At 65.5% G+C, this 25,901-nt stretch carries 25 protein-coding genes; 1 reads left to right on the top strand and 24 read right to left on the bottom strand.

Annotation, left to right across the window (positions count from 1 at the left end; translation table 11 throughout):
* Positions 1-6: 6 nt before the first annotated feature.
* Together ACSQ3D_RS18955 and ACSQ3D_RS18950 are read right to left on the bottom strand one after the other, a co-directional pair.
* Complete coding sequence (locus ACSQ3D_RS18955) at positions 7-456, bottom strand: type II 3-dehydroquinate dehydratase (RefSeq protein ID WP_056419487.1); 450 nt, start codon at positions 454-456, stop codon at positions 7-9.
* 129 nt (positions 457-585) lie between these two features.
* Entirely contained in the window at positions 586-1,587 is a 1,002-nt protein-coding gene (locus ACSQ3D_RS18950; RefSeq protein WP_436127907.1) for a TRAP transporter substrate-binding protein, read from the bottom strand.
* A gap of 196 nt (positions 1,588-1,783) precedes the next feature.
* Between ACSQ3D_RS18950 and ACSQ3D_RS18945 the strand changes: the two genes are divergently transcribed.
* Complete coding sequence (locus ACSQ3D_RS18945; RefSeq protein ID WP_056165436.1) at positions 1,784-2,569, top strand: IclR family transcriptional regulator; 786 nt, start codon at positions 1,784-1,786, stop codon at positions 2,567-2,569.
* 63 nt (positions 2,570-2,632) lie between these two features.
* On the opposite strand, the gene ACSQ3D_RS18940 is transcribed toward ACSQ3D_RS18945, so the two are convergent.
* From ACSQ3D_RS18940 to ACSQ3D_RS18835, 22 genes are all read right to left on the bottom strand, one after another.
* Entirely contained in the window at positions 2,633-3,169 is a 537-nt protein-coding gene (locus tag ACSQ3D_RS18940; protein WP_436127927.1) for a methylated-DNA--[protein]-cysteine S-methyltransferase, read from the bottom strand.
* 166 nt (positions 3,170-3,335) lie between these two features.
* Positions 3,336-4,244, bottom strand: a complete 909-nt coding sequence (locus ACSQ3D_RS18935; RefSeq protein WP_056419481.1) for an SDR family oxidoreductase — start codon at positions 4,242-4,244, stop codon at positions 3,336-3,338.
* Between the two features lie 241 nt (positions 4,245-4,485).
* Complete coding sequence (locus tag ACSQ3D_RS18930) at positions 4,486-5,421, bottom strand: glutathione S-transferase family protein (RefSeq protein ID WP_436127906.1); 936 nt, start codon at positions 5,419-5,421, stop codon at positions 4,486-4,488.
* Positions 5,422-5,451: 30 nt separating this feature from the next.
* On the bottom strand, positions 5,452-7,140 hold the full coding sequence (locus tag ACSQ3D_RS18925; protein WP_436127905.1) for an acyl-CoA dehydrogenase family protein: 1,689 nt from the start codon (positions 7,138-7,140) through the stop codon (positions 5,452-5,454).
* The gene (locus ACSQ3D_RS18920) at positions 7,137-7,619 is read right to left on the bottom strand and encodes a GNAT family N-acetyltransferase (RefSeq protein WP_436127904.1); all 483 of its coding nucleotides are present in this window, start codon (positions 7,617-7,619) and stop codon (positions 7,137-7,139) included. Before ACSQ3D_RS18920 ends, ACSQ3D_RS18925 begins: the two co-directional genes overlap by 4 nt.
* A gap of 2 nt (positions 7,620-7,621) precedes the next feature.
* Positions 7,622-8,638: an NADP-dependent oxidoreductase gene (locus ACSQ3D_RS18915; RefSeq protein WP_056419471.1), complete on the bottom strand. Its 1,017-nt coding sequence runs from the start codon at positions 8,636-8,638 to the stop codon at positions 7,622-7,624.
* 94 nt (positions 8,639-8,732) lie between these two features.
* Positions 8,733-9,164, bottom strand: a complete 432-nt coding sequence (locus tag ACSQ3D_RS18910) for a PaaI family thioesterase (protein ID WP_082485809.1) — start codon at positions 9,162-9,164, stop codon at positions 8,733-8,735.
* A 156-nt stretch (positions 9,165-9,320) separates the two neighbouring features.
* The gene (locus ACSQ3D_RS18905) at positions 9,321-10,112 is read right to left on the bottom strand and encodes an SDR family oxidoreductase (RefSeq protein WP_056165426.1); all 792 of its coding nucleotides are present in this window, start codon (positions 10,110-10,112) and stop codon (positions 9,321-9,323) included.
* A 180-nt stretch (positions 10,113-10,292) separates the two neighbouring features.
* Positions 10,293-10,502 (bottom strand): hypothetical protein, encoded by a 210-nt coding sequence (locus ACSQ3D_RS18900; protein WP_056419469.1) that lies wholly within the window; start codon positions 10,500-10,502, stop codon positions 10,293-10,295.
* Positions 10,503-10,504: 2 nt separating this feature from the next.
* Positions 10,505-12,370, bottom strand: a complete 1,866-nt coding sequence (locus tag ACSQ3D_RS18895; RefSeq protein ID WP_436127903.1) for an acyl-CoA dehydrogenase — start codon at positions 12,368-12,370, stop codon at positions 10,505-10,507.
* 49 nt (positions 12,371-12,419) lie between these two features.
* The gene (locus ACSQ3D_RS18890; protein ID WP_436127902.1) at positions 12,420-12,893 is read right to left on the bottom strand and encodes a hypothetical protein; all 474 of its coding nucleotides are present in this window, start codon (positions 12,891-12,893) and stop codon (positions 12,420-12,422) included.
* 215 nt (positions 12,894-13,108) lie between these two features.
* Positions 13,109-13,597, bottom strand: a complete 489-nt coding sequence (locus ACSQ3D_RS18885; RefSeq protein WP_436127901.1) for a PaaI family thioesterase — start codon at positions 13,595-13,597, stop codon at positions 13,109-13,111.
* 3 nt (positions 13,598-13,600) lie between these two features.
* Positions 13,601-14,776, bottom strand: coding sequence for an acetyl-CoA C-acyltransferase (locus ACSQ3D_RS18880; protein WP_056165419.1), 1,176 nt, complete (start codon positions 14,774-14,776; stop codon positions 13,601-13,603).
* 200 nt (positions 14,777-14,976) lie between these two features.
* On the bottom strand, positions 14,977-17,076 hold the full coding sequence (locus ACSQ3D_RS18875) for a 3-hydroxyacyl-CoA dehydrogenase NAD-binding domain-containing protein (protein ID WP_436127900.1): 2,100 nt from the start codon (positions 17,074-17,076) through the stop codon (positions 14,977-14,979).
* A gap of 172 nt (positions 17,077-17,248) precedes the next feature.
* Positions 17,249-18,397 carry a radical SAM protein gene (locus ACSQ3D_RS18870; protein WP_396505256.1) on the bottom strand — a complete coding sequence of 383 codons (1,149 nt, stop codon included), beginning with the start codon at positions 18,395-18,397 and terminating at the stop codon, positions 17,249-17,251.
* Positions 18,390-18,908 (bottom strand): SPASM domain-containing protein, encoded by a 519-nt coding sequence (locus tag ACSQ3D_RS18865; RefSeq protein ID WP_396505257.1) that lies wholly within the window; start codon positions 18,906-18,908, stop codon positions 18,390-18,392. The genes ACSQ3D_RS18870 and ACSQ3D_RS18865 overlap by 8 nt, the downstream gene beginning before the upstream one ends.
* Positions 18,909-18,928: 20 nt before the next feature.
* Positions 18,929-19,624 (bottom strand): ABC transporter ATP-binding protein, encoded by a 696-nt coding sequence (locus tag ACSQ3D_RS18860; protein WP_056419458.1) that lies wholly within the window; start codon positions 19,622-19,624, stop codon positions 18,929-18,931.
* A gap of 6 nt (positions 19,625-19,630) precedes the next feature.
* Positions 19,631-20,422 (bottom strand): ABC transporter ATP-binding protein, encoded by a 792-nt coding sequence (locus ACSQ3D_RS18855; RefSeq protein WP_436127899.1) that lies wholly within the window; start codon positions 20,420-20,422, stop codon positions 19,631-19,633.
* A gap of 2 nt (positions 20,423-20,424) precedes the next feature.
* Positions 20,425-21,756 (bottom strand): branched-chain amino acid ABC transporter permease, encoded by a 1,332-nt coding sequence (locus ACSQ3D_RS18850; RefSeq protein ID WP_396505258.1) that lies wholly within the window; start codon positions 21,754-21,756, stop codon positions 20,425-20,427.
* A gap of 4 nt (positions 21,757-21,760) precedes the next feature.
* On the bottom strand, positions 21,761-22,714 hold the full coding sequence (locus tag ACSQ3D_RS18845; RefSeq protein WP_056165411.1) for a branched-chain amino acid ABC transporter permease: 954 nt from the start codon (positions 22,712-22,714) through the stop codon (positions 21,761-21,763).
* 70 nt (positions 22,715-22,784) lie between these two features.
* The gene (locus ACSQ3D_RS18840; RefSeq protein WP_056165409.1) at positions 22,785-24,017 is read right to left on the bottom strand and encodes a branched-chain amino acid ABC transporter substrate-binding protein; all 1,233 of its coding nucleotides are present in this window, start codon (positions 24,015-24,017) and stop codon (positions 22,785-22,787) included.
* Positions 24,018-24,148: 131 nt separating this feature from the next.
* Positions 24,149-25,792 (bottom strand): 3-(methylthio)propionyl-CoA ligase, encoded by a 1,644-nt coding sequence (locus tag ACSQ3D_RS18835; protein ID WP_436127898.1) that lies wholly within the window; start codon positions 25,790-25,792, stop codon positions 24,149-24,151.
* Positions 25,793-25,901 lie beyond the last annotated feature (109 nt).

Raw genomic sequence — 25,901 nt, 5'->3', positions numbered from 1 at the left:
GGGTACTCAGGCGGCCTGGGCAGCCTCGCGCAGGCTCTCCACCAGCGAGCGCAGCGCCGCCAGGTACGAATGCGGACCGAAGCCCTGCACCGTGGCCTTCACGGCCGGCGAGATGATGGAATGCGCGCGCCAGGCCTCGCGGGCGGCGATGTTGGACATGTGCACTTCGATCACCGGAAACGGCATGGCTTTGATCGCGTCGTGCAGCGGCACGCCGTGTTGCGTGAGGCCCGCGGGGTTTACCAGCGCGCCCTGCGCGGCGTCGATGTGGTCGTGCAGGAAGTCGATGAGCGCGCCTTCGTGGTTGGACTGCACGATGGCCAGTTCGACCTGCAGTTCGGCTGCGAGCTTTTGCAGCCGCTCGTTGATCTGCGCCAGCGTGGTGGTGCCGTAGATGTGGGGTTCGCGGCGCCCGAACAGGTTGAGGTTGGGGCCGTGGAGGACGAGGATTTTCATGGGGTGTTAAGGGTTGAGAGCGGCTGACAAAGCTCAGCGAAGCGGTTCTGGCTAGGCGCTGCGTCGCAGGCAGTGCGAATAGCACGACAAGACGCAGCAACGACGCCAGAAGAGTTTTGCCAGGCGCTCTTACTTGCGGATGCGGGCGAGTTCGCTGTTGTAGAGCTTCACGATGGTCGGGTCGTAGGTGGCGGCGAACTTCTCGATCACGGGCTTGGCGATCTGCTGCATGCGGGCCAGCTCGGCCGGCGCGATCTCGTTGTAGGCCATGCCCTTGGCCTGCAGGTCGCCTACCGACTTCTGGGCGGCGGCACGGCTTACCTGCCGCTGGTAGCCGCGTGCCTCGTTGGCGGCGTCGTGCATCATCTTTTGCTCGGCGGGGGAGAGCTGGTCCCAGAACTTCTTGCTCACCAGCACGATGTTGGCGGCATACACGTGGTTGGTGGCGCTCACGTACTTCTGCACCTCGAACATCTTGTTCGACAGGATCACCGCATAGGGGTTCTCCTGGCCGTCCACCGCCTTGGCCTCCAGCGCGCCGTACAGCTCGGCAAACGGCATGGGCACCGGGTTGGCCTTGAAGGCCTTGAAGGTGTCGAGGAACACCGGGTTGGGGATCACGCGCAGCTTCAGGCCGTCGAAATCATCGGCCTTGGTGATGGGGCGCTTGCTGTTGGTCACGTTGCGAAAGCCCAGGTCCCAGTAGCCCAGGGCCACCAGGCCTTTTTCGGGCAGCTTGGCGATCAGCGTCTGGCCCAGCGGGCCGTCCAGTAGCGCATCGGCCTGGGCGAAGTTGGCCACCGCGAACGGAAAGTCCACCAGCCCGAATTCCTTGACGATGCCGGCCAGCGACGTGGTGGCCGGGGCCGACATCTGCTGCACGCCGCCCTGCAGGGCCGACTGCTGCTGAAGCTCGTTGCCCAGCTGCGAGGCGGGGTATTCCTGCACCTTGAGCTTGCCGCCGCTCTTGGCCGCCAGCAGCTCGGCAAAGCGCTTGACGCCGAAGCTCACCGGGTGGTCCGCATTGTTCAGGTGACCGAAGCGGATCACGCGCTCTTGCTGGGCCGCGGCCGGCAGGGCCAGCAACAGGGACAGGCCGGCGGTGGCCAGAAGGCAGACAGTTTTCTTCACGGGGCATCTCCATCAAAAAAGGGGCAAGGCTTGCCAGGGCGCAACCGATGTCGCCGCCGCAGCACTTGGGACGCATCGTAGAAAAAAGTGGAAAGGGTTTCCATAGTAGAAACCCTTTAACAAATTTTGGTACATTGCTGCCCAACCGGTGCCAGCGCCCCCGGCCTGCCCACACCCCTTTCGAAAGCCATTGCCCATGAGCAGCATCCTCGAGCGCAGCTTCAAAGTCCTGGAACACCTCGCGCCCCACCCCGAAGGCAAGGCGCTGTCGAACCTCGCGTCCGAGCTGGACATGCCGCTGAGCGCCACGCACCGGCTGCTGGCCGAGCTGGTCCGCTGCGGCTATGTGCGCCAGGAGCACAACCAGGGCAACTACATGCTGACGATCAAGCTGGTGTCGCTGGGCCTGGGGTTTCTGAGCGCCAGCGGCATCGTGGACATCGCCCAGCCGCTGCTGGACCGGCTGGCGGCCGAATCGGGCGAGCTGGTGCGCCTGGCGGTAGTGGACGGCAGCGAGCTGACCTTCGTCGCCAAGGCGCAGGGCGCCGTGCGCGGCCTGCGCTACGACCCGGACATGGGCCTGTCGGTGAACCTGTCGTGCAGCTCGGCCGGCCATGCGTGGCTGTCCACCCTGAGCGATGAGGAAGCGCTGGCGCTGGTGTCCCAGCAGGGCTTTGGCAAGCCCGAGGACTACGGCCCCAACGCACCCACCACCGTGAAGGCCCTGCTGGCCTACCTGAAGGCGGCGCGCCAGCGCGGCTTCAGCATGATCGTGGAAGTGTTCGCGCCCGCCATGACCGCCATGGCCGCGCCCATCCGCAGCAGCCACAACGGCGCGGTGATCGGCGTGGTCACCATTGCAGGGCCGCTGGTGCGCCTGACCGAGGAGCGCATGCTGGCCCTGGGCCCTGCCCTGCTGGCCACCACCGAAGAGCTGGCGATGGCCAGCAGCGGATCGGCGATGCTCAGGAAACGCGGGTAGGTCCGTGGGGCTCTAACTGCAGCTGCAGCTGCAGCTGCAACTGCGACTACGGCTGAACCCGCATCAGCCCCGGGGCGCAAACAGCGCCAACGTGTCGTGCGCAAACGCGCCCTCGATGTCGAGCATGCGCATCTTGGTGGCGGCGCCGCCTCCGGCCGAAAAGCCACCGGTCTTGCCATTCGCAGCCAGGATGCGGTGGCATGGCACCACCGGCGCAAACGGGTTGTGCCCCAGCGCCTGGCCCACGGCGCGCGCTGCACCGGGCTCGCCCAGCGCCGCAGCCATCTCGCCATAGGTCATGGTCTTGCCCGGCGGAATGCGGCGGGCCAGTGCGTACACGCGGGCGTTGAATGGCGGCACGCCCTCGGTGGCCAACGGCACGTCCAGCAGATCGTCGTGCACGCCCTCCAGCGTGGCCACCACGCGCGCGGCCCAGGCGGCCACGGCGGGCGGCATGGCGCATTCGGACAACTGCGGAAAGCGCCGCTGCATGCGGGCACGTGTCGCGGCTTCGGGCAGTTGCACGCCCGCCAGCAGATCGCCCTGCCATGCGATGCCGCAGTGGCCGATGGCGGTGGCGAACAGCGCGAAACCGCCCACCGCATGCGGGGCGGCGTCGCGCGAATGGGTGAGGTGGGCGAGCGGGGCGCGCTGCGCGGTGGGGTCGTTGTCCGGCTTCACAGGAATTGCTATATCTTTAATAGCTGCTTGCGCTTGTTCAGCAAGCGGTAGAGGCCTATTTGACCTCAAACCCTGCCCTTTATCCTCAACCTTCGGCCCTGAGCGCTGCCCGCAGTTGCTCACCCACTTCCGGCTTGCCGGCAAACGGGTCGGTGGGGTTGCGGCCCAGCATGATGTCTTCCATGCGCGTCTGCACCGAGGCGATGGCCTTGGGGTGGCTGTAGATGTAGAACTGGCCCTGCGCCGCTGCGTCGAACACTTTCTGCGCGACTTCGGCCGCGGTCACCTTGCCGCTGCCCACGGCCTTGTCGCTCATGGCCTGGCCGATGAGCTGGCTCTTGGTGGGCTTGTCGGCCGGCATGTCGCCAGGCCGGTTGCGGTGGCTCTGGGCGATGCCGGTGGGCACGAAGAACGGGCACAGCACGCTGGCCTTGATCTGGTCCGTGACCAGCGACAGGTCCTGGTACAGCGTCTCCGACAGGCTCACCACCGCGTGCTTGCTCACGTTGTAGATGCCCATGTTGGGCGCATCCACCAGGCCCGCCATGCTGGCGGTGTTGACGATGTGGCCGCGCCAGGCGGGGTCTGCCTTGGCGGCCGCCAGCATCATGGGCGTGAACAGGCGCACGCCGTGCACCACGCCCCAGAGGTTCACGCCCAGCACCCATTCCCAGTCCTTGACCGAGTTCTCCCACACTAGGCCGCCCGCGCCCACGCCGGCGTTGTTGAACACCAGGTGCGGCGCGCCGAAGCGCTGCTGCACGTCCGCGGCCAGCTGCTCCATCTGCGCGGCGTTCGACACGTCGACCTTGCGCGCCAGCACCTGCACGCCCGCCGCCTGCATCTCCGCCGTAGCGGCGTCGAGCGCGTCCTGCTGCACGTCCACCAACACCAGGTTCATGCCCAGGCGGGCGCCGATGCGCGCGCATTCGAGGCCGAAGCCCGAGCCTGCGCCAGTGAGGACGGCGGTCTTGCCGGCAAAGTTGTCGATCATGGTGGTGTCTCCTTGAAGTGGTGTGTGGTTTTGTGTGTGTTCAGCGCCAGGGCATGTATCGATGCATCCGTGCGGTCACCGGGTCATCCATCGCCCTGCCGTTCGCCCTGAGCTTGTCGAAGGGTGTCCGCGAGGGCTGCCCTGGCTTCGACAGGCTCAGCCCGAACGGGTGTGGGTGTGGGTGTGGGTGTGGGTGTGGGTGTGGGTGTGGGTGTGGTTGTGAGGTGGCGCGGCGCCGCCGTCAGGCCTTCGCAGCCCGCAGCACATACCCGATGCGCGGGAAGTGCACGTGCACGGTGCCCGCGCGCGGGTCGGTGCGGCGCAGGGTGTAGCGGGTGCGGGTGGCGGCGATCAGCTCGCCCTCGGTCGGCTCGGTGCCGAAGCTCTCGGCGGCGATGGCGACCTGCGAGCCCAGCGGGATGCCGTGCTCGTCCTGGAACACATCGTCCATCAGCGGCAGCGGCTCTGCGCCGGCCGCCACGGTGATGGCGTCTTCGGCCGCGAACTTCTCCATGCGCCCGTGGCCCAGCGCGGCCACACGGTCCATCCATTCGAGCACCGCGGGCGTGGCCGCAAAAATGTCGGCCATCACCGGCACGCACTGGCGGGTGAACCACAGCGGGTGGTAAGCAGCAAAGTCGGCCAGGCACGGCTCGGCGCCGAACAAAAAGTCATGCTCCTCGGCCATGTGCGCGATGCGGCGCAGGTACGAGCGGTAGGCCGCCGTGGCGTCTGCGGGGCGCAGGCGCTGCATGCCCGTGCTCATCTCGCGGCGGTCTTCGCTGAAGGCCTGGGCCACGTTGGGCGGCAGGTTGGCGAACATGGCCGATGCGCCCTTGGGCTGCAGGTTGTAGGCCATGGCCGCCCAGAACAGGCTGCTGTCGGCCCACTGCGCAAACACCCGGGCCACGCCCTTGAGGTGCGGCGGGTACAGCACGGGCTCGGGCTGCTCGTGCTCCAGCACGTCGCAGATCAATGCGGAGTCGCAGTAGATGTCGGCTCCCACCTGCAGGAACGGCGTCTTGCGGTAGCCGCCCGTGAGCGCCACCACATCGGGCTTGGGCGCGATGCTGGGGATGATCACGGACTTCCAGGCCAGCTTCTTGAAGCCCAGCACCAGGCGGATCTTTTCGGAAAACGGCGACGAGGGGTAGTGGTGCAGGATGAGATGGGACATGGGTTTCTCCGCAAAATTCTGTGGGGTGAATCAGATCGGAAGCGCGCGGGCCAAGATGGCGTCCAGGTCCACGCCCGCACCCAGCGTGCCGAAGCTGTAGCCCCAGTCGCCGGCCAGGCGCGAATCGCAGAAAGCACCGAACACGGCGCCGGGTGCACTGCGGTACAGCAGCGCGGCCTGCACGGCCAGGGCCACGTCCTGCGCCAGGCGGCGGGCCTCGGCCTCGGTGGTCATCGCGTCCACGCGCAGGGGCAGCGCGCTGGCCAGGCGGTCGAGCGCCGGGTGGGCGCCGCGCGCGGGGGCCAGTTCGTCGGCCAGGGCCGCAGCGGTGTCGGCGCGGCGCACGGCGCGCAGCAGGTCCAGCGCCATGATGTTGCCGGCGCCTTCCCAGATGGAGTTGAGCGGCATCTCGCGGTAGATGCGGGCCATGGTGCCTTCGCCGCCCTCTTCCACGTAGCCGTTGCCGCCCAGGCATTCCATGGCCTCCTGCGCAAACACGCTGCCGCGCTTGCACACCCAGAACTTGGCCACGGGCGTGAGCAGGCGGGCCATGACGGCCTCGTGCTCGCTGGTGGCCTTTTTGTCGAAGGCGCTGGCCAGGCGGATGGACAGCGCGGTAGCGGCCTCGCTCTCCAGCGCCAGGTCGGCCAGCACGTTGCGCATGAGGGGTTGCTCGATGAGCTTCTTGCCAAAGGCCGACCGCTGGCGCGTGTGGTGCAGCGCGATGGTCAGCGCCTGGCGCATGAGGCCGCTGGTGCCCAGGGCGCAGTCCAGCCGCGTCATGGTGCCCATCTCCAGGATCTGCGCCACGCCGCGGCCTTCGTCGCCCACGCGCCAGGCAGTCGCGTCGATGAATTCGACCTCGGAGCTGGCGTTGGCGTGGTTGCCCAGCTTGTCCTTCAGGCGCTGGATGTGGATGCTGTTGAGCACGCCGTTGCGGTCGTCCGGCAGCACGCGCGGCAGGAAGAAGCAGGTCAGCCCGCCGGGCGCCTGCGCCAACACCAGGAAGGCATCGCACATGGGCGCCGAGAAGAACCACTTGTGGCCCGTCAGGCAGTAGCGCGGGCCCCAGGCGTCCTCGCCGTCGGCCACGGCCTGGGTGGTGTTGGCGCGCACGTCCGACCCGCCCTGCTTTTCGGTCATGCCCATGCCCATGGTGAGCGCGGATTTTTGCGAGAACAAGGCCAGGCGCGGGTCGTATTGCGTGCTGGCCAGGCCCGCACTCCAATCGGCCCACACGGCGGTGTTGCCGCGCAGTGCTGGCGTGACCGCATAGCTCATGGAGACCGGGCACAGCACCGAAGGCTCGGCCTCGGTGAACAGCATGAAGCCGGCGGCCCGCTCGGTGTGGGCGTATGCCGCTGCTGCACCCGTGCGCGACCAGGGCATGGCGTGCAGGCCGTGGCGCAGCGCCGCGCCGATCAGCGCGTGGTAGCTGGGGTGGAACTCCACCACATCGGTGCGGTGGCCGAAGCGGTCGTGCGTGTGCAGTTGCGGCTTGTGCGTGTTGGCCAGGCGCGCGTGGGTCTGCATCTCGGCCGAGCCCATCTCTGCGCCCAGGGCCGTGAGGCCGGCCAGCGGCAGCGCGGGGCTGTGCAGGCGCAGCGCATCCTGCAGCGGCTGGTTGGTGGCGAACAGGTTCACATCCGCCCAGGGCGTGCTCTGGTTGAACACGTCGTGGGTGCGGGCCAGGCCGGCGGCAGGTGCGGTTGTCGTCATGACGGGCTCCGCAGCATTTCGACGTGGGGGATGTCGTCTTCGAGGTACTCGTCCGACACCGTGACAAAACCCAGGCTGCCGTAGAAGCGCTGCAGGTGCGCCTGGGCGCTGATGCGAATGGCGTGGCCCGGCCACGCCGCGGTGCAGCGGGCGATGCCCTCCTGCATGAGCGCCCGGCCCGTGCCGTTGCCGCGCGCCTCCTTGGCGGTGACCACGCGGCCGATGGATGGCTCGGGGTAGTTCACACCCGGGTCTGCCACGCGCAGGCAGGCCTGCAGCACGCCAGCGTTGTCGTAGCCCAGCAGGTGGTGCGACTTCTTGTCGGCGCCGTCCGGGTCCTGGTAGGGGCCCTGCTCCAGGATGAACACCTTGCAGCGCAGGGCCAGCGCGTCGTGCAGCGCGTGCACGCCCAGGTCGTCGAAGCGGGCCCAGGTCCAGCGCAGGTGGGGCGACGGGTTGCTGGTTTCCATCATGCCCATGCTCAGATCAATTTCACGAGCTGCTTGCCGAAGTTCTTGCCCTTGAGCAGGCCCAGGAACGCTTCGGGTGCGGCGGCAATGCCGTCCGCCACGGTCTCGCGCGGGCGCAGCTTGCCGGTGCCGACCAGCGTGCCCAGCTCTTTCAGGGCCTCGGGCCAGACTTCCATGTGCTCGCTCACGATGAAGCCTTCGACCTTCATGCGGTTGATGAGCATGAGCGCAGGGTTGGCCATGGGCAGCGGCGCGCCGTCGTAGCCGGCGATCATCCCGCACAGGGCGATGCGGCTGAAGGCGTTCATGCGCAGCATCACCGCGTCCATGATCCATCCGCCCACGTTCTCGAAATAGCCGTCGATGCCGTTCGGGCAGGCTTCCTTGAGCGCCTTGGACATGGCCTTGACGTCGCTGTGCTGCTTGTAGTCGATGCAGGCGTCGAAGCCCAGTTCCTCTACGGCGTACTTGCATTTTTCAGCACCACCGGCAATGCCTACCGCGCGGCAGCCGCGCGCCTTGGCCAGCGCGGCAAACGCGCTGCCCACGGCGCCGGTGGCGGCGCTCACCACCACGGTGTCGCCTTCCTTGGGGGCGATGATCTTGACCAGGCCATACCAGGCCGTCACGCCGGGCATGCCCACCGCGCCCAGGTAGTGCGACAGCGGCACGTGGGCCGTGTCCACCTTGCGCAGCGCGCCGGGGGCGTTGGCGTCGACCACGCTGTATTCCTGCCAGCCGCCCATGCCCACCACCTTGTCGCCCACGGCGTACTTGGGGTGGCGGCTCTCGGCCACCTCGCCCACGGTGCCGCCGATCATGACCTCGCCCAGGCCCTGCGACGCGGCGTAGCTCTTGCTCTCGTTCATGCGGCCGCGCATGTACGGGTCCAGGCTCAGGTAGTGGTGGCGCACCAGCACCTGGCCGTCCTGCAGCGCAGGCGTGTCGGTGGCGACCAGCTTGAAGTTGCTGGCCACGGCCTCGCCCTGGGGACGGTTGTCGAGAACGATTTGCTGATTGCGTGGCATGGGGAGCTCCTTGAACGTTTGCTACTATTTTTATAGCTGCCAGCGCTTATCTATCAAGCGGTAGCGGCCATTTTTACTTGAATTTCGGGCGGACTCAGTCGGTGGAAATCACCTTGAGGCCATTGACGCTGCGGCCGTCCACCGGCAGGCGCTTGACGTACTTGAAGGTGCCGGTGGCGTGGCTGCAGATCTTGCCTTGCGCGTCGTACACCGTGCCTTCGGTGAATGCCATGGTGGCCGTGCGGTGGATGAGCCGCCCCTTGGCCACCAGCGGGCCGCGGGCGGGCTGCATGAAGCTGGTCTTCATCTCGATGGTGACCACGCCCATGTCGGGGGTCTCGCTGCGCGCGGCCGTGGCCATGGTCACGTCCAGCAGCGTCATCGACGCGCCGCCGTGGGTCACGTCGAACGAGTTCAGGTGCTCGGGCTTGGCTTCGTAGCGCAGCTCGGATTCGCCCTTCTCCATGCGGTGCAGGGTGAAGCCGAGGTGGCTGACAAAGGGAATCTCGACACCAAATTTCAGCACAGGTAACTCCAGTTTTTGTAGGGAGGCAAAAGCATACGCCTTCGCACTGCCTCGGCGGCACAACCACGGGCATGGCGAAGGCATCGGGTGCACTGCCCACACTGCCCGCTCCGCCTGCTCCGGCCTGCCCGCCACACGGGCGTGCAGCCGGGGCCATCAGCCGCCAGTGACGATGCTCACGCCGCCGTCCACTGCCAGCCACTGGCCGGTGATGTGCTTGCCCGCATCCGACGCATACAGCGCGCACAGGCCCTTCAAGTCCTCGTCGTCGCCCAGGCGGCCCAGCGGCGCGTGCGCGGCCAGGGCTTCCTCACCCATGGCCTTCAGGGTGCCCACCGTCATCTTGCTCGGGAAGAAGCCCGGGCAGATGGCGTTGACGCGGATGTTGTACTTGCCCCATTCAGCCGCCAGCGCGCGGGTGAAGTTGATCACCGCGCCCTTGGACGTGTTGTAAGCGATGGTGTTCATGCCCTTGGGATTGCCGCCCAGGCCCGCGATGGACGCCACGTTGATGATGCTGCCACTGCGGCGCGCGATCATGCTGTGCTTGGCGATGTGCTGGCTCAGGATGAAATAGCCGCGCACGTTCAGGTTCATCACCTTGTCCCAGGCGTCCACGGGGTGGTCTTCGGCCGGGGCGCCCCAGGCGGCGCCGGCGTTGTTCACCAGGATGTCCACATGGCCCAGGCGCTCCAGGGTTTCGTCGGCCAGGCGGCGGATGTCGGCTTCGTTGGAGCAGTCCGCGGCGATCCAGCGCGCGTCGATGCCGGCGGCCTGCAGGTCGGCGGTGGCTTCTTCCAGGTCGGACGCCTTGCGCGAGCTGAGCACGATCTTGGCGCCCGCCTCGCCCAGCGAATGGGCCAGTTGCAGGCCCAGGCCGCGCGAGCCTCCGGTCACGAGGGCGGTCTTGCCGGTCAGGTCGAACAGTTGCTGGATGGTGCGGGTCATGAGGTGTGTCTCCTTGGGTTTGTGGGTCTGCAGTCAGGGTGCGAACGGCCCGCCCTGCGGGCGTGCGGCCATCCGGCACATGAAATCAAGTCACGCAATGATTGTGCGATGCAACGCGGAGGTGCCATGTCGCGGGAGTGTCGCGGATGGGGCCACGGCATGCAGAGGGCGTTGACCGCGTCATGGCGCAGCATCTGCCCGCAGGCGCGAGCGCACGCCGATCAGCACCAGCCCCACCACGGCAGCCACCCCGCCCACGGCGATGAGGGTCCAGCCCAGCGCATCGTCCGTGCGCGCCGTGGCGATGCCCAGCACCAGCACCAGCAAGCCGCCGTAGATCAGGGCCCAGATGAGCTGGTGCAGGCGCTGCAGTGCGCGTGGTGTGGCCATGGTCAGAACGCCTCTTCAGGAAAGCTGGCGCACGTCGCATCGCGGGTGCTCACCACCTGCAGCCACGCGCCGATCTTGGGCAGCTCGTAGTGGAAGAAATAGCGCATGGCGCCCATGCGGCCCACGCTGGCGGGCTGTGCCAGGGCAGCGTCGTCGGCCAGCGTCGCCAGCGCCAGGTCCAGCCAGACCCAGGCCAGCACCGTGTGGCCGAAGGCCTGCATGTACGGCACGGCATTGGCCAACGCATCGGCCGGCTGGCCCGTGGCCCACGCGGCCTTGGTGGCGGCACCGATCTGCTGCAGGGCCGCGCCCAGCGCGTTGGCATGCGCGGCCAGCGCGGGCACCTGGATCGCCCGCTCGATGGTGGCGTTGATGCGCCCGGCCAGCAGCGTGAGGCCGCGCCCGCCTTCCATCAGCACCTTGCGGCCCAGCAGGTCCATGGCCTGGATGCCGTGCGTGCCCTCGTGGATCATGTTCAGGCGGTTGTCGCGCCAGTACTGCTCCACCGGAAAGTCGCGCGTATAGCCGTAGCCGCCGTGGATCTGGATGGCCAGCGAGTTGGCCTCCAGGCAGAACTCGCTGGGCCAGCTCTTGGCGATGGGCGTGAGCACTTCGAGCAGCAGGCGGGCCTCGTCAGCCGCGGCTGCGTCGCCGGTGTGCTGCTCGTCCACCAGACGGGCGCAGAACAGGTTGAGCGCCAGCGCGCCTTCGCCATACGCCTTCTGGGCCAGCAGCATGCGCTTGACGTCGGCGTGTTCGATGATGCGCACCTGCGGCTGCGCGGCATCCTTGACCACGGCGGCAGGGGCGCCACCGGCCGCGTCCTTGGCGCCCTGCACCGGGCGGCCCTGCGGGCGGTTCCTGGCGTAGTCCAGGCTGGCGTAGTAGCCCGCCAGGCCCAGCATGGTGGCCGCCATGCCGATGCCGATGCGCGCCTCGTTCATCATGTGGAACATGCAGTGCAGGCCCTTGCCCGCCTGGCCCACCAGGTAGCCCACGGCGCCGGCCTGCCCGCCCACCGGGAACTTGCCCTCGCCAAAATTGAGCAGCGTGTTGGTGGTGCCGCGCCAGCCCAGCTTGTGGTTCAGGCCCGCCAGCGCCACGTCGTTGCGTTCGCCGGTCAGCTGGCCCTCTACATCGACCATCTTCTTGGGCACGATGAACAGCGAGATGCCGCGCGTGCCGGGCACGAGCTTGCCGTCCGGCCCCGGGATCTTGGCCAGCACCAGGTGCACGATGTTCTCGGTGAGCTCGTGGTCGCCCGAGCTGATCCACATCTTGTTGCCCGTGAGGCGATAGCGCGCGCCCAGCGGGTCGGCTTCGAAGTCGCTGCCATCGGGCACGGCGCGCGTGGCCACGTCCGACAGCGACGAGCCCGCCTGCGGCTCGGACAAACACATGGTGCCCGACCAGCGGCCGTTGAATTCATTAAGTGCGAACACTTCCTTTTGCAGCGCCGTGCCGTGCGCCATCAGCAGGTTGGCGTTGCCCGAGGTCAGAAGGTTGGACCCGATGCTGATCGACGCCACCGCGAAGAAACTGTTGGCCGCCGCCTCTACCGTGTAAGGCAGCTGCATGCCGCCGATGTCGTAGTCCTGCGCGGCCGACAGCAGGCCCGATTCGGCGTAGGCCTTGCGGGCCTCGTACGTCGCCGGGGGCAGGATGACCTTCTCGCCGTCGAAGTGCGGCTCCTCGATGTCCACCGTGCGGTTGTGCGGCGCGTACTTCTCGCGCGCGATGCGCTCGCAGGTGTCCAGCACCGCGTCGAAGGTTTCGCGCGAATGGTCAGCGAAACGGCCGCGGGCCGAGAGGCTCTCGGCCTCCAGCCAGTCGTACAGCAAAAAGTCGAGCGTGGAACGCAGGGTCATGAGGTCTCCTTGAATGCTGCATGCCCTGCCCCCCTCGCCGGCGCGAGGATCAGCGGGCGGGCAGCGCGATGTTCTTGAAACACCAGTACTCCATGTCCGAATCGGGCTTGGGCTGGCAGCTGGCCTCTCCGAGCTGCAGGCGCGTGGCACCTGCCGGGAGCGGCGGGAAAGTGATCTTCAGAAACTTGGTGCGGCCAGGCTTGACCGTGTCCATCTTCACGTTGCACAGCGTAAGGCCGCTGATGGCGCGCTGCGGCAGCACCGCACCGCTGTCCAGGTCCTTGAGCGTGAACGCATCGGGCGAGCCCGTGGGCTGCGCGCAGGCTTCGAACGCCTCGTCGGTGCTGTTCTTCACCACCAGGGTGACGCGGGTCTGCTTGGCGTCGAGCACGATCTCGTGCAGCACCACGTCGGCGTCGGACTCCAGCGGCTGCTGGAGCTTGAAGCTCTGTGCGTGGGCACCGCAGGCCACGGCCAGCGCGGAGAGTGCGGTGAAAAAGCGAAGGGAAGCAATGCGACGCATGGGATGTACCGTGAAGGGGAAGAAGGGATGGACCAGGCACCGGGCGTGCCGGCTGCCGCGGCGGATTCTGCCCGCCCGGCCGCCGCCTGCCGGTGCCGGTACGCATCCACAAGGCAACAATTTGTAGCCTTTCCTTCAGCCTCCTGTCATGGCACGCGGGTCCACAGCGCACCTTGTAGTCACGGCAGCCGTGTTCACGAAATGCATGGCTGCATTCATGGCGCGGTGGCGGCTTCGGCCGGTACAGCACCCGCCGGCAGCGCGGCAATCGTGCCCTGCGCCACGGCGCAGAGCTTTTCCTGCCCGCCCTGCACGGCGTACACCTCGCAGCGGCACACCGCCTGGCTCTTGCCGTGGTGCACTGCCTCGGCGCGCGCCACCAGGCGCTCGCCCACCGCAGGCCGCAGGTAGTTGACCTTGAACTCGGACGTGACTACCGGCACCTGCATGGCCGTGCCACCGGCATAGGTAAGCGCGTTGTCGGCCAGGTAGCTCACCACCCCGCCGTGCGCAAACCCGTGCTGCTGGCGCAACTGCGGCGTGAGCGCCAGGCCCAGTTCGCAACGCCCCGGTGACAGCGACAGAAGCTCGGCCCCCAGCATCACGCTGAAGGGCTGGTTGGCCAGCACCTGCCGGCCCAGCTCCAGAAAGGCCTCGGGCGAGGCCGCTCCGCTGCGCATGTCGGTGGGGCGCTCCGAAGCCATGGGTCAGAACACTTCGAAGACGCCCGCAGCACCCATGCCGCCGCCAATGCACATGGTCACGCACACCTTCTTGGCGCCGCGGCGCTTGCCTTCGATGAGCGCATGGCCCGTCAGGCGCTGGCCCGACACTCCGTAGGGGTGGCCCACGGCAATCGCGCCGCCGTTCACATTCAGGCGGTCTGCTGGAATGCCCAGCTTGTCGCGGCAGTACAGCACCTGCACGGCAAAGGCTTCGTTCAGCTCCCACAGGTCGATGTCCTGCACGGTGAGGCCCAGCTTCTTGAGCACCTTGGGCACCGCGAACACGGGGCCGATGCCCATTTCGTCGGGCTCGCAGCCAGCCACGGCAAAGCCGAGGAAACGGCCCAGGGGTTTGAGGCCCTTCTTGCTGGCGTACTCTTCGCTGGTCACCACGCAGGCGCCTGCGCCGTCGGAGAACTGGCTGGCATTGCCGGCCGAGATCACGCCCCCGGGCAGCGCGGGGCGGATGCCGCTGATGCCTTCCTTGGTCGTGCCTTCGCGCGTGCCCTCGTCCTTGCTCACGGTGACCTGCTTGGTGATCAGGCCCAGCGTCTTGTCGGCAATGCCGGCGGTAACGGTGATGGGCGCGATCTCTGCATCGAACAGGCCGGCGGCCTGGGCTGCGCAGGCCTTTTGCTGGCTGGCGGCACCGTATTCGTCCATCGCGTCGCGGCCGATGTTGTAGCGCTTGGCCACCTGTTCGGCGGTCTGCAGCATGCTCCAGTAGATCTCGGGTTTTTGCTTGGCCAGGGCCAGGTCCTGGATCATGTGCAGGTTCATCTCCTGCTGCACGCACGAGATGCTTTCCACACCGCCCGCCACGTACACGTCGGCTTCGCCGGCGATGATGCGCTGGGCCGCGGTGGCAATGGTCTGCAGACCCGAGGAGCAAAAGCGGTTGATCGTCATGCCCGACGCCGTGATGGGCAGGCCGGCCTTGAGCGCGATCTGGCGCGCGATGTTGCTGCCCGTCGCGCCTTCCGGCGTGGCGCAGCCCATGATGACGTCGTCGACATCGGCGCCGTCGATGCCGGCGCGCTGCACGGCATGCTGCACGGCGTGGCCGCCCAGCGTGGCGCCATGGGTCATGTTGAAGGAGCCCTTCCAGCTCTTGGCGAGCGGGGTGCGGGCGGTGGAGACAATCACTGCGGAGGTCATGGGAAATCCTTTAATCGGTGAACGGGGTGCGCGCCGGTGCTTCGCTTCTTCAATGAGCTTACAAATGAAATGGATGCGTTCTCGTGCCAGGCAAGGCGCAAACCGCAGTCATAGCCAAGCTATGACGAGGATTTGCAACGCGGCATGGTGCGAGAAGGCGCGATTTCATGTACGCGATTTGGCGAAGCGAAGTACCTGCTTTACTGGAAGGCCTTGCCTTCGGCGGCCAGCCTGGCCAGCAGCGGAGCGGGCTTCCAGGCGTTGGCGTCGTCCATGGGGTTTTGGGCAAAGCGGTTCATCGCCTGCACCACGTTGAACAGGCCCACTTCGCTGGCGTAGTGCATCGGGCCGCCGCGGTGGATGGGGAAGCCGTAGCCGGTCAGGTACACCATGTCGATGTCGCCGGACTTGCTGGCAATGCCCTCTTCCAGGATGTGCGCGCCTTCGTTCACCAGGGCGAACACCAGGCGCTGCACGATTTCCTCGTCGGAGATCTTGCGGGGCGCCGTGCCCAGGGTCTTGCGGTGCTCCTCGATCATCTTGTTCACCACGTCGCTCGGGATCGCGTCGCGCTTGCCGGCCTGGTAGTCGTACCAGCCTGCGCCGGTCTTCTGGCCGAAGCGGCCCAGCTCGCACAGCAGGTCTGCCGTCTTGCTGTACTTCATGTCGGGCTTTTCGCTGTAGCGGCGCTTGCGGATCGCCCAGCCGATGTCGTTGCCGGCCAGGTCGCCCATGCGGAACGGGCCCATGGCAAAGCCGAACTTCTCGATGGCCTTGTCCACCTGCTGGGGCGTGGCGCCTTCGTCCAGCAAAAAGCCGGCTTGCTGGCTGTAGCGCTCGATCATGCGGTTGCCGATGAAGCCGTCGCACACGCCCGAGACCACGGCGGTCTTCTTGATCTTCTTGGCCACGGCCATCACGGTGGCCAGCACGTCCTTGGCGGTGGCCTTGCCACGCACCACTTCCAGCAGCTTCATGACGTTGGCAGGGCTGAAGAAGTGCATGCCCACCACGTCCTGGGGACGCTGGGTGAAGTTGGCGATCTGGTCCACGTCCAGCGTGGAGGTGTTGGACGCCAGGATGGCGCCGGGCTTGGCCACGGCGTCCAGCTGCTTGAACACGGCTTCCTTCACGCCCATCTCTTCGAAAACGGCTTCGATGATCAGGTCGCAGTCCTTGAGCTCGTCGTAGCTGAGCGTGGTGGACAGCAGCGCCATGCGCTGGGCGTACTTGTCTTCCTTGAGCTTGCCCTTCTTGACCTGCGCTTCGTAGTTCTTCTTGATGGTGCCGACGCCGCGGTCCAGGGCCTCCTGCTTCATCTCCAGCATCTTGACGGGGATGCCGGCGTTCAGGAAGTTCATGGCGATGCCGCCGCCCATGGTGCCCGCACCGATCACGCCCACCAGCTTGATGTCGCGCTTGGGGGTGTCCGACGGCACGTCAGGGATCTTGCTCGCGGCGCGCTCTGCCATGAACAGATGGCGCAGCGCGCGGGACTCGGCGGTCCACATCAGGTTGATGAAGATCTCGCGCTCGACCAGCATGCCTTCGGCGAACTTCTTCTTGGTGGCTGCTTCGACCGCGTCCACGCACTTGGCAGGCGCGGGGAAGTTCTTGGCCATGCCCTTGACCATGTTGCGTGCGAACTGGAAGTACGCGTCGCCTTCAGGGTGCTTGCAGGGGAAATTGCGCACCAGGGGCAGCGGGCGCGCATCGGCCACGCTCTGGGCGAACGCCAGGGCTTCTTCGGCCAGCGACTCGGGCGATGCGGCCAGCTTGTCGAACAGCTTCTGGCCGGGCACGCCGGCGATCAGTTCGCTCTTGACGGGCTCGCCGCTCACGATCAGGTTGAGCGCGGCTTCGACGCCGATCACGCGCGGCAGGCGCTGCGTGCCGCCCGCGCCGGGGATCAGGCCCAGCTTGACTTCGGGCAGCGCAATCGAGCAGCCAGGTGCGGCAATGCGGTAGTGGCAGCCCAGCGCCAGCTCCAGGCCGCCGCCCATGGCGACGGTGTGCATGGCGGCCACGACCGGCTTGGCCGAGTTTTCCACGGCGAGGATCACCGACAGCAGGTTTGGCTCCTGCAGCGACTTGTCGGTACCGAATTCCTTGATGTCCGCACCGCCCGAGAAGGCGCCGCCGGCGCCGGTGATGACGATGGATGTGACCGCTGCATCGGCATTGGCACGGGCCAGGCCGTCCACGATACCTTGGCGGGTGGCCAGGCCCAGCCCGTTGACGGGAGGGTTTGCCAGCGTGATCACGGCAACGGAGCCGTGGACTTTGTATTCAGCGGTCATGGTGCTGTTGTTCCTTGGAGAGTGAAAAAGAACGATCGTGCGTTTTTATTGTAGGGGCTCCGCATGGCTTTGCGATATCCCGTTTGTCCCGCGGGGGACAAACGGCTTCCGTAGGCCAGGTTGCGTTTCGTGCGAAACACTCCCAGTCCCAGCGAAAGCCTGAGACAGGGCTCTAGGCGGTGGCCGCCAATGGCGGAACGTCAAGCTTCATCGGGCTACCCTTCAAAAGCTCGTAGCCCATGGACAGATAGTGATTGCACATTTCTGGATCCTCAAGCAGGGACTCTTTTGCATCCTCTGGCCGGAACAGCAGAAGGTGGCGCACATACAGCAGTTCAGCATCTGCCTTGATAGCGAATCGAATGAAGTCAGGAAACTGGTGAATGTTGTTGCGCTTCAGGGTCCACGACAGCCCCAGGCGAGGACGACGCAACAAGTGTTGCTCACGTCGAAGGCTTTGGAAATGGTCCAGGTTCTTCATAAACGTGTTCAGATCAGCTCCGCCCCGGTTCGCTGTGAACACCTCTTCCGTCATCCCGTCGATGGAAAACGTCAGCGTATCCAGCAGGTGCATTTTCCGGGCATCGAATCGCTGCTTGACGAAGGAACCATTGGTGACGCAGGTGACCAGCACATCGTAGGCCTCGCACAACTCGAAGAACCGGTTCCATTGGGACGCCGAAACCATGGTCGGTTCTCCACGCCCAACAAGATTCACCAATGTGAGGTACGGAAAAACCTCGTGCGCCAGAGTCTCGAGAACCTCCGCATTCAACGGCGGTCGCCGGTTGTTCAGAAGATGCTCACGCTCATCTCCGTGGCTGCTGCAGTGGGAACAATGGAGATTGCAGGCAGCCGTCAGCTCGATGCTCAAAGATTCTGGGAGGTGAGGAACTGTCGCACGCTGGAGAACTTCGCTCTGTACCACTTGAGCACGAACCCTGGACTTCAAACCGACCAGGTAGGCCTGTCGAGAGAGTTCACCCCCGTCCTCCGGAATCAGTCGCGTCGAAACGACCTCGCAGGCTCCGTAGGATCGAGCAAAAGCCTCGAGCCGCAGGCGGATCCATCCGGCTGCCTTGCCTTCTGGCGGAATGAGCAAGCGAACTCGCTCCACCACATCGGAATGACGCAAGCGAAAGCAGATGGTGCGTTCCTCGCTGTAGCGCCCCGCAATGCCCACAGCAAAATACAGCTTGCTGAAGTCATACCGGGTGTCCGCAGTGCGGCGCAGGCGCACCGTCAGCTCAATGAAAACGTCATCGTTCTTGACACGAAAAAGTCCCAATCGAGTCAGTTGGGGACGCAGAGGATCAGTCAATCTTGCGCTCCGCTTGCGCTTTCCGGAAATCCCAGGATATTGGCTGATACTCCGCGGGCTTTGTTAACGCTGCCTGCGCAGCCCGTCCGCCCAGCGCCGCCCAGCTACGGCGCTGTTCTGCATAGCGGATTTCGCGAAACCAGCACTGCTTGCATTGAGCCCACTCGTTTTCCGTACCCAAGGTGCGACGTACAGACTGCATCCGCTCGTTGTTCCAGAGGGATGAAAAGGTAGTTTTCTCATCCAGATGCCCAACGTTCTCTGCGTACATGTTTGCACAAGTGACCACCTCGCCGTCAGCCATCACCACGGCCGTACGGTGAATGAAAAGACATTCCGCCTGGGCAAGATCGGACGACATCGCGGGCTGATCTTCCGCCTGATCGTGCAACCGCTTGAGCTCTTCAAGAGTACGCATAACTGCCCCGTTGGTGATGAGCCCCGATACTAAAGACCTTGCAGGGCCCATGAGCAGTTGGCAATCATTTTTTACCAAATGGGCAAAAATCATGGGCACTGAATGTCCATGGCTTACACCTCCAGCCACTCCTTGCGAATGTAGTTGTCGGCCCGCAAGCTGTCCGGCGTGCCTTGGAACACGATGGAGCCGTGCCCCATCACCAGCGCGCGGTCCGAGATCTTCATCGCGATGGTGAGCTTCTGCTCGATGAGCAGCACCGAAATCCCCCGCGCCTTGATGGTCTGCAGGTACTGCCCCACCAGCTCGACGATCTTGGGCGCCAGGCCTTCGGTGGGCTCGTCGATGATGATCAGGTCGGGGTCGCCCATCAGCGTGCGGCACAGCGTGAGCATCTGCTGCTCGCCGCCGGACATCACGCCCGCCTCGGTGTGCTGGCGTTCCTTGAGGCGGGGGAACATTTCGTACATGTCGTCGAACGACCAGCGGCTGCCCTTGCCGTTGCCCTTTTGGCCGAGCAGCAGGTTCTGGTGCACGGTGAGGTTGGGAAACACGTCGCGGCTCTCGGGCACGTAGCCCAGGCCCAGGTGGGCGATCTCGTAGGCCTTCTTGCCGTTCAGGGCCTGGCCCTTCCATTCGAGCGTGCCCTCCCAGTCCACCAGACCCATGATGGCCTTGGCGGTGGTGGATCGGCCCGAGCCGTTGCGCCCGAGCAGCGCCACGATCTCGCCGGGCTGGACGTCGAAGCTCACACCATGCAGCACATGGCTCTTGCCGTAGTAGGCGTGGAGGTTGTCAATTTTCAGCATAGTCAGTCAGTGTCCCGCGCCTTGCTCATCGGCCACGACGGAGCCCAGGTAGGCCTCCTGCACGCGCGCATTCGCGCGCACCTTGTCGGGGGTGTCGAAGGCGATCACCTCGCCATAGACCACCACCGCGATCTTGTCGGCCAGGCCGAACACCACGCCCATGTCGTGCTCCACGGTCAGCAGGGTGCGGCCTTCGGTCACTTCCTTGATGAGGTGGATGAAGCGCGTGGTCTCGCTCTTGCTCATGCCGGCCGTGGGCTCGTCCAGCAGGATCACGTTGGCGCCGCCCGCGATGGTGATGCCGATCTCCAGCGCCCGCTGCTCGGCGTAGGTGAGGTTCATGGCCAGGGTGTCGCGCTTCTTGTCGAGCTTGATCATCTCCATGAGCTCTTTGGCGCGCTGGTTGGCGTCGTGCAGGTCCGACAAGAAGCGCAGGAAGGTGTACTTGTAGCCCATGCTCCACAGCACGCCGCAGCGCAGGTTCTCGAACACGCTCAGCTTGGGGAAGATGTTGGTGATCTGAAAACTGCGCGACAGGCCCTTGCGGTTGATCTCGTACGGCGCCAGGCCGTTGATGCGCTGGCCGTTCAGGATCACGTCGCCGCTGGTGGGCGCAAAGCGCCCGCTGATCAGGTTGAACAGCGTGGACTTGCCAGCGCCGTTGGGGCCGATGATGGCCACGCGCTCGCCAGGAGCCACGACCAGGTTGGCGCCACGGATGATTTCGGTCTTGCCAAAGCTCTTGCGCAGGTCGCGCAGTTCCAGGGCGTAGGCAGGGGTTGCGTTGTCAGCGGCCATGTTCACAGCGCCTCCGTACGCTTGATGTGGTGTTCGATTTCTTCCTGGATCGTGCCCCACTGGCGCAGGAACTGGCGACGGCACAGCTCGAACAGCCCGAAGCCCGTGACCATCACGAAGATGGCGCCGAACCAGCTGGCAAAGCCCTTGGCGTTGAGCGTGGCGCCCAGGAAGGTCAGCTCCGGCCCGAGTGCCGCGTTCAGTTGCAGGTGGTAAGTCATCTCGATCATGCAGGCCGCCCCCAGCACGCCCACCAGCGCGGTGCCGGCGAGCGCCAGGTACGAAGTGCCCAACTGGCGCAGCTTGCCGTACTTGGCCAGGCGCAGGTTCATCATGATCAGGCTGGCGATGCCGCCGGGCGCATACATCACCATGAACAGGAACACGAGGCCCAGGTACAGCAGCCAGGCCTTGGACAGCTCGGACAGCAGCACCGAGGCCAGCACCAGCAGCACCGCACCGATGATGGGCCCGAAGAAGAACGTGGCCCCGCCCAGGAAGGTGAACAGCAGGTAGCCGCCCGAGCGGATCACGCTCAGGCTGTCGGCGCCGGTGATGATCTCGAAGTTGATGGTGGCCAGGCCCCCGCCGATGCCTGCAAAAAAGCCCGCGATGATGAACGCGAAGTAGCGCACGCGCTGCGTGTTGTAGCCGATGAACTCCACGCGCTCGGGGTTGTCGCGCACCGCATTCAGGATGCGGCCGAGCGGCGTGCCGGTGAAGGCGAACATCGCCGCGGTGCACACGAAGCAGTAGGCCGCGATCAGGTAGTACACCTGCATGCCCGAGCCGAAGTTCAGGCCGAAGAAGGCCTTGCCGTACGTGCGGTCGGTGGTGATGCCGCCTTCGCCGCCGAAGAACTCGGGGAACATCAGCGCCATGGACGCCACCAGCTCGCCGATACCGAGCGTGATCATGGCGAACGTGGTGCCCGACTTCTTGGTGGTGACGAAGCCCAGGATGATGGCGAAGAACGCGCCGGCCAGGCCGCCCACCAGCGGGATGAGCACCAGCGGAATGTTGACCGTGCCCTTGGTGGCCATGTTCATCGCGTGGATGGCGATGAACGAGCCCAGCCCGGTGTAGACCGCATGGCCGAAACTCAGCATGCCGCCCTGCCCCAGCAGGATGTTGTACGACAGGCAGATGATGATCAGGTAGCCGATTTGCGACAGCATCGTCAGCGCCAGGCTGCTGCGAAACAGCATAGGCGCGACGATGAGCATGGCTGCGAACAGCGTCCAGATGACGAATCGGCCCACGTTCCAGGGCTTGAACCGGTAGTAGGAGCTGGCGCCGGAGCCAGTGGTGGTAGGTGTCGAATTGGAATTCATGGCTTCAGTCCTCCCGCGTGCCTAGCAGGCCCTTGGGCCTGAAGATCAGGATCAGCACGAGGAACAGGTACGGCAGGATGGGCGCCACCTGCGAGATGGTGAGCTTGAGCAGCGGGTAGCCGAAGGTCTGGTCGGTGACGGCCACGCCCACCGCCTTGAACACATGGATGAGCGAATAGTCGAGCGCCACGGCAAAGGTCTGTACCAGCCCGATGAGCAGCGACGCGAGGAAGGCCCCCGCCAGTGAGCCCATGCCGCCCACCACCACCACCACGAAGATGATGGAGCCCACCGACGCCGCCATGGCGGGCTCGGTGACGTAGGTGTTGCCGCCGATCACCCCCGCCAGGCCCGCCAGGGCCGCGCCGCCGCCGAACACGAGCATGAACACGCGCGGCACGTTGTGGCCCAGCGCCTCCACCATGTGCGGGTACTTGAGCGCCGCCTGGATCACGAGGCCGATGCGCGTGCGGGTGAGCAGCAGCCACACCGACACCAGCATCAGCAGCGCGACCAGCATCACGAACGAGCGCGACTTGGGGAACTGCGTGCCGTACAGCGAAAACAGGGGGCCCTGCAGTTGCGTGGGCAGGCCGTAGGGCACCGTCGAGCGGCCCCACACGAGCTGCACCACTTCCAGAATGAGGTACGAGAGCCCGAACGTGACGAGCAGCTCCGGCACGTGGCCGAACTTGTGCACGCGGCGCAGGCAATAGCGCTCGAACGCGGCACCCAGTGCAAACACCACCAGCGGCGCAATCACGAGCGCCGGCCAGAAGCCCACCAGTCCGGAGATGGTGAACGCGAAATAGGCTCCCAGCATGTAGAAGCTGGTGTGCGCAAAGTTGAGCACACCCATCATGCTGAAGATCAGCGTGAGGCCCGAACTGAGCATGAACAGCAGGAGCCCGTAGCTCACGCCGTTCAGCAGCGAGATCACGAAAAACTCAGTATTCATTGGAATTTTTCACTGCAGGGGTAAAAAAAGAGGCCCGAGTGGCTCGGGCCTCGAAGCGATTGCGCAGGGTTTACGGACGCTTCATCTGGCACGAGGAGGGCGTGCTGGCCACATAGGGCTCGTAGTACTTCACGGGCACGAAGGTGTAGCCGGTGTTCTCCGAATCGAGCGGGTACTTGCCGCCAGCCTTCTCCCACTTGGAGATGAACAGGCCCTGCTGCAGCTGGTGGTCCGTCTTGCGCATCTCGACCTCGCCGTTGAAGCTCTTGAACTTCATGCCTTCGAACACCGCGGCCACCTTGACGGGGTCGGTGGACTTGGCCTTGGCAAAGCCTTCGGACAGCATGGTGAAGGCGTGGTAGACCGCACCGGTGTACATGTCGTCGTTGAATTTCTTCTTGTAGTCCACCACGATCTTGTTGATCTCGCCGGGCAGGTTCATGTGGGCGTAGGCCACCATGTACACACGGCCTGCGGCGGCCGAGCCCATCGCGGTGGGGCTGCCGGTGACCGAGCCGTAGTAGGTGTAGAAGTTGACGTTGTTCAGGCCCGCGTCGTTGGCGGCCTTGATGAGCAGCGCCAGGTCGGAACCCCAGTTGCCGGTGATCACGCTGTCGGCGCCCGACTGCTTGATCTTGGCGATGTAGGGCGCGAAGTCGCGCACCTGGGCCAGCGGGTGCAGGTCGTCGCCGACGAACTGCACGTCAGGGCGCTTGCGGCCCATCATTTCCTTGGCGTACTTGGCGACCTGGTGGCCGTGCGCGTAGTTCTGGTTGATCAGGTAGACCTTCTTGACCTCGGGCATGTCCTTCATGTACGTGGTCAGGGCTTCCATCTTCATGGAGGTGTCCGCGTCCAGGCGGAAGTGCCAGTAGCTGCACTTGCTGTTGGTGAGGTCGGGGTCCACCGCGGCGTAGTTCAGGAAGAGGACTTCCTTGCCGGGGTTGCGGGCGTTGTGCTTTTCCAGCGCGTCCATGATGGCCAGGGCCGGGCCGGAGCCGTTGCCCTGCACCACGTAGCGTGCGCCCTGGTCCATGGCCGAGCGCAGCGCGCTGGTGGTCTCTTGCGGGCTGAGCTTGTTGTCGATGCCGATGATCTCGTACTTGACCCCTGCGGCGTTCTTCTTGTTGAACTCTTCAGCGATGAACTGGAAGCTCTTGAGCTGGTTGGTTCCCACGGCCGCCATCAGGCCGGAAAGCGGGTCGAGCCAGGCGATCTTGACGGTCTCGCCCTTTTGAGCGAACGCCCCGCCAGCACTTGCCAGGATTACCGAGGCTGCTACAGCCTTAATAGCGAACTTCATGGTCTTGTCTCCTTGTAAATATATAAAACGCAGCGTACCGCGTTGCAACAAAGCGATGCTCAGGGATTGCCCCTACCAGCGTCGCACACGCGACTGGCCCCGCGCTCCCCCGAGCGCGGGGCCCGTCTTCATCACAGGCCCGGAAGCTTGTAATTCTTCAATTGCTCGCGCAATCTGGTCTTGAGCATCTTGCCGGTGGCGCCCAGTGGAATAGCGTCGACGAACACGACGTCATCGGGGATCTGCCACTTGGCGGTCTTGCCTTCGTAGAAGGCCAGCAGCTCTTCGCGCGTGACCTCGGTGCCGGGGCGCTTGACCACGGCGACGATGGGGCGCTCGTCCCACTTGGGGTGCGGCATGCCCACACAGGCGGCCATGGCAATCGCCGGGTGCGCCATCGCGATGTTCTCGATGTCGATGGAGCTGATCCACTCGCCGCCGGACTTGATCACGTCCTTGCTGCGGTCGGTGATCTGCATGAAGCCGTCGGCGTCGATGGTGGCCACGTCGCCCGTGGGGAACCAGCCGCGGCCCTGCGCGTCCTTGACGAGCGGGTTGCCGCCCTCGCCCTTGAAGTAGCTGTCCACGATCCACGGGCCCTTGACCAGCAGGTCGCCGTAGGTCTTGCCGTCCCACGGCAGTTCGGCCCCGTCACCGCCCACGATCTTCATGTCCACGCCGTAGATCGCGCGGCCCTGCTTTTGCAGGACCTTCATCTGCTCGTCCTTGGAGAGCGCCAGGTGCTTGTTCTTCAGGGTGCACAGCGTGCCCAACGGGCTCATCTCGGTCATGCCCCAGGCGTGCAGCACTTCGACGCCGTAGTCTTCCTTGAACGCATGGATCATGGCGGGCGGGCAGGCCGAGCCGCCGATGACGGTGCGGCGCAGCGTGGAGAACTTGAGGCCCGCGGGCTTCATGTGGCCGAGCATCATCTGCCACACGGTGGGCACGCCGGCGGCGTAGGTCACCTTCTCGGCTTCGATAAGTTCGTAGATGGATTTGCCGTCCATGGCCGGGCCCGGGAACACGAGCTTGCAGCCCGTGAGCGCGGCCGAGTACGGAATGCCCCAGGCGTTGACGTGGAACATGGGCACCACCGGCAGCACCGAGTCGCGTGCCGACAGGCACATCACGTCGGGCAGCGCCGCGGCGTAGGCGTGCAGCGTGGTGGAGCGGTGGCTGTACAGCGCGGCCTTGGGGTTGCCCGTGGTGCCGCTGGTGTAGCACATGCTGGACGCGGAGTTCTCGTCGAACTCGGGCCAGGCGTAGTCGGGCGCATAGGCGCCGATCCACTCTTCGTAGCTGGCCAGTCCCGGCACGCCGGAGTCTGCCGGCAGCTTGTCCGCATCGCACAGCGCCACCCACTTCTTCACCGTGGGGCACTTGGCGTGCACGGCCTGCACCAGGGGCAGGAAGGTCAGGTCAAAGCACAGCACCTGGTCTTCGGCGTGGTTGACGATCCAGGCGATCTGGTCGGGGTGCAGGCGCGGGTTGACGGTGTGCAGCACGCGGCCCGAGCCGGAGACGCCGAAGTACATCTCCATGTGCCGGTAGCCGTTCCAGGCCAGCGTGGCCACGCGGTCGCTGAACTGCAGCTTCAGGGCATCCAGCGCATGGGCCAGGCGGCGCGCACGCGCCCCGAGGTCTCGGTACGTGTAGCGGTGGATGTCGCCCTCGACCCGGCGCGAGACGATTTCAGCGTCGCCATGGTGGCGCTCGGCGAACTCGATCAGCGACGAAATCAAGAGCGGTTGGCTCTGCATCAGACCCAGCATGGGGGCTCCTTGGATGTGGTGGTGAATGGAAAGATCATCGTAGCGCGCTGCAGGCCTTCGGATGTGTCACGCTGGTGGTGAAAACCCGCAGCCCGCGGCGCGCACTCCA

Source organism: Acidovorax sp. LjRoot117 (assembly GCF_964252695.1).
Classification (GTDB): Bacteria; Pseudomonadota; Gammaproteobacteria; order Burkholderiales; family Burkholderiaceae_C; genus Acidovorax.
The sequence above is the reverse complement of the archived record's forward strand: the minus strand, read 5'-3'. Positions and strand labels throughout refer to the sequence as shown.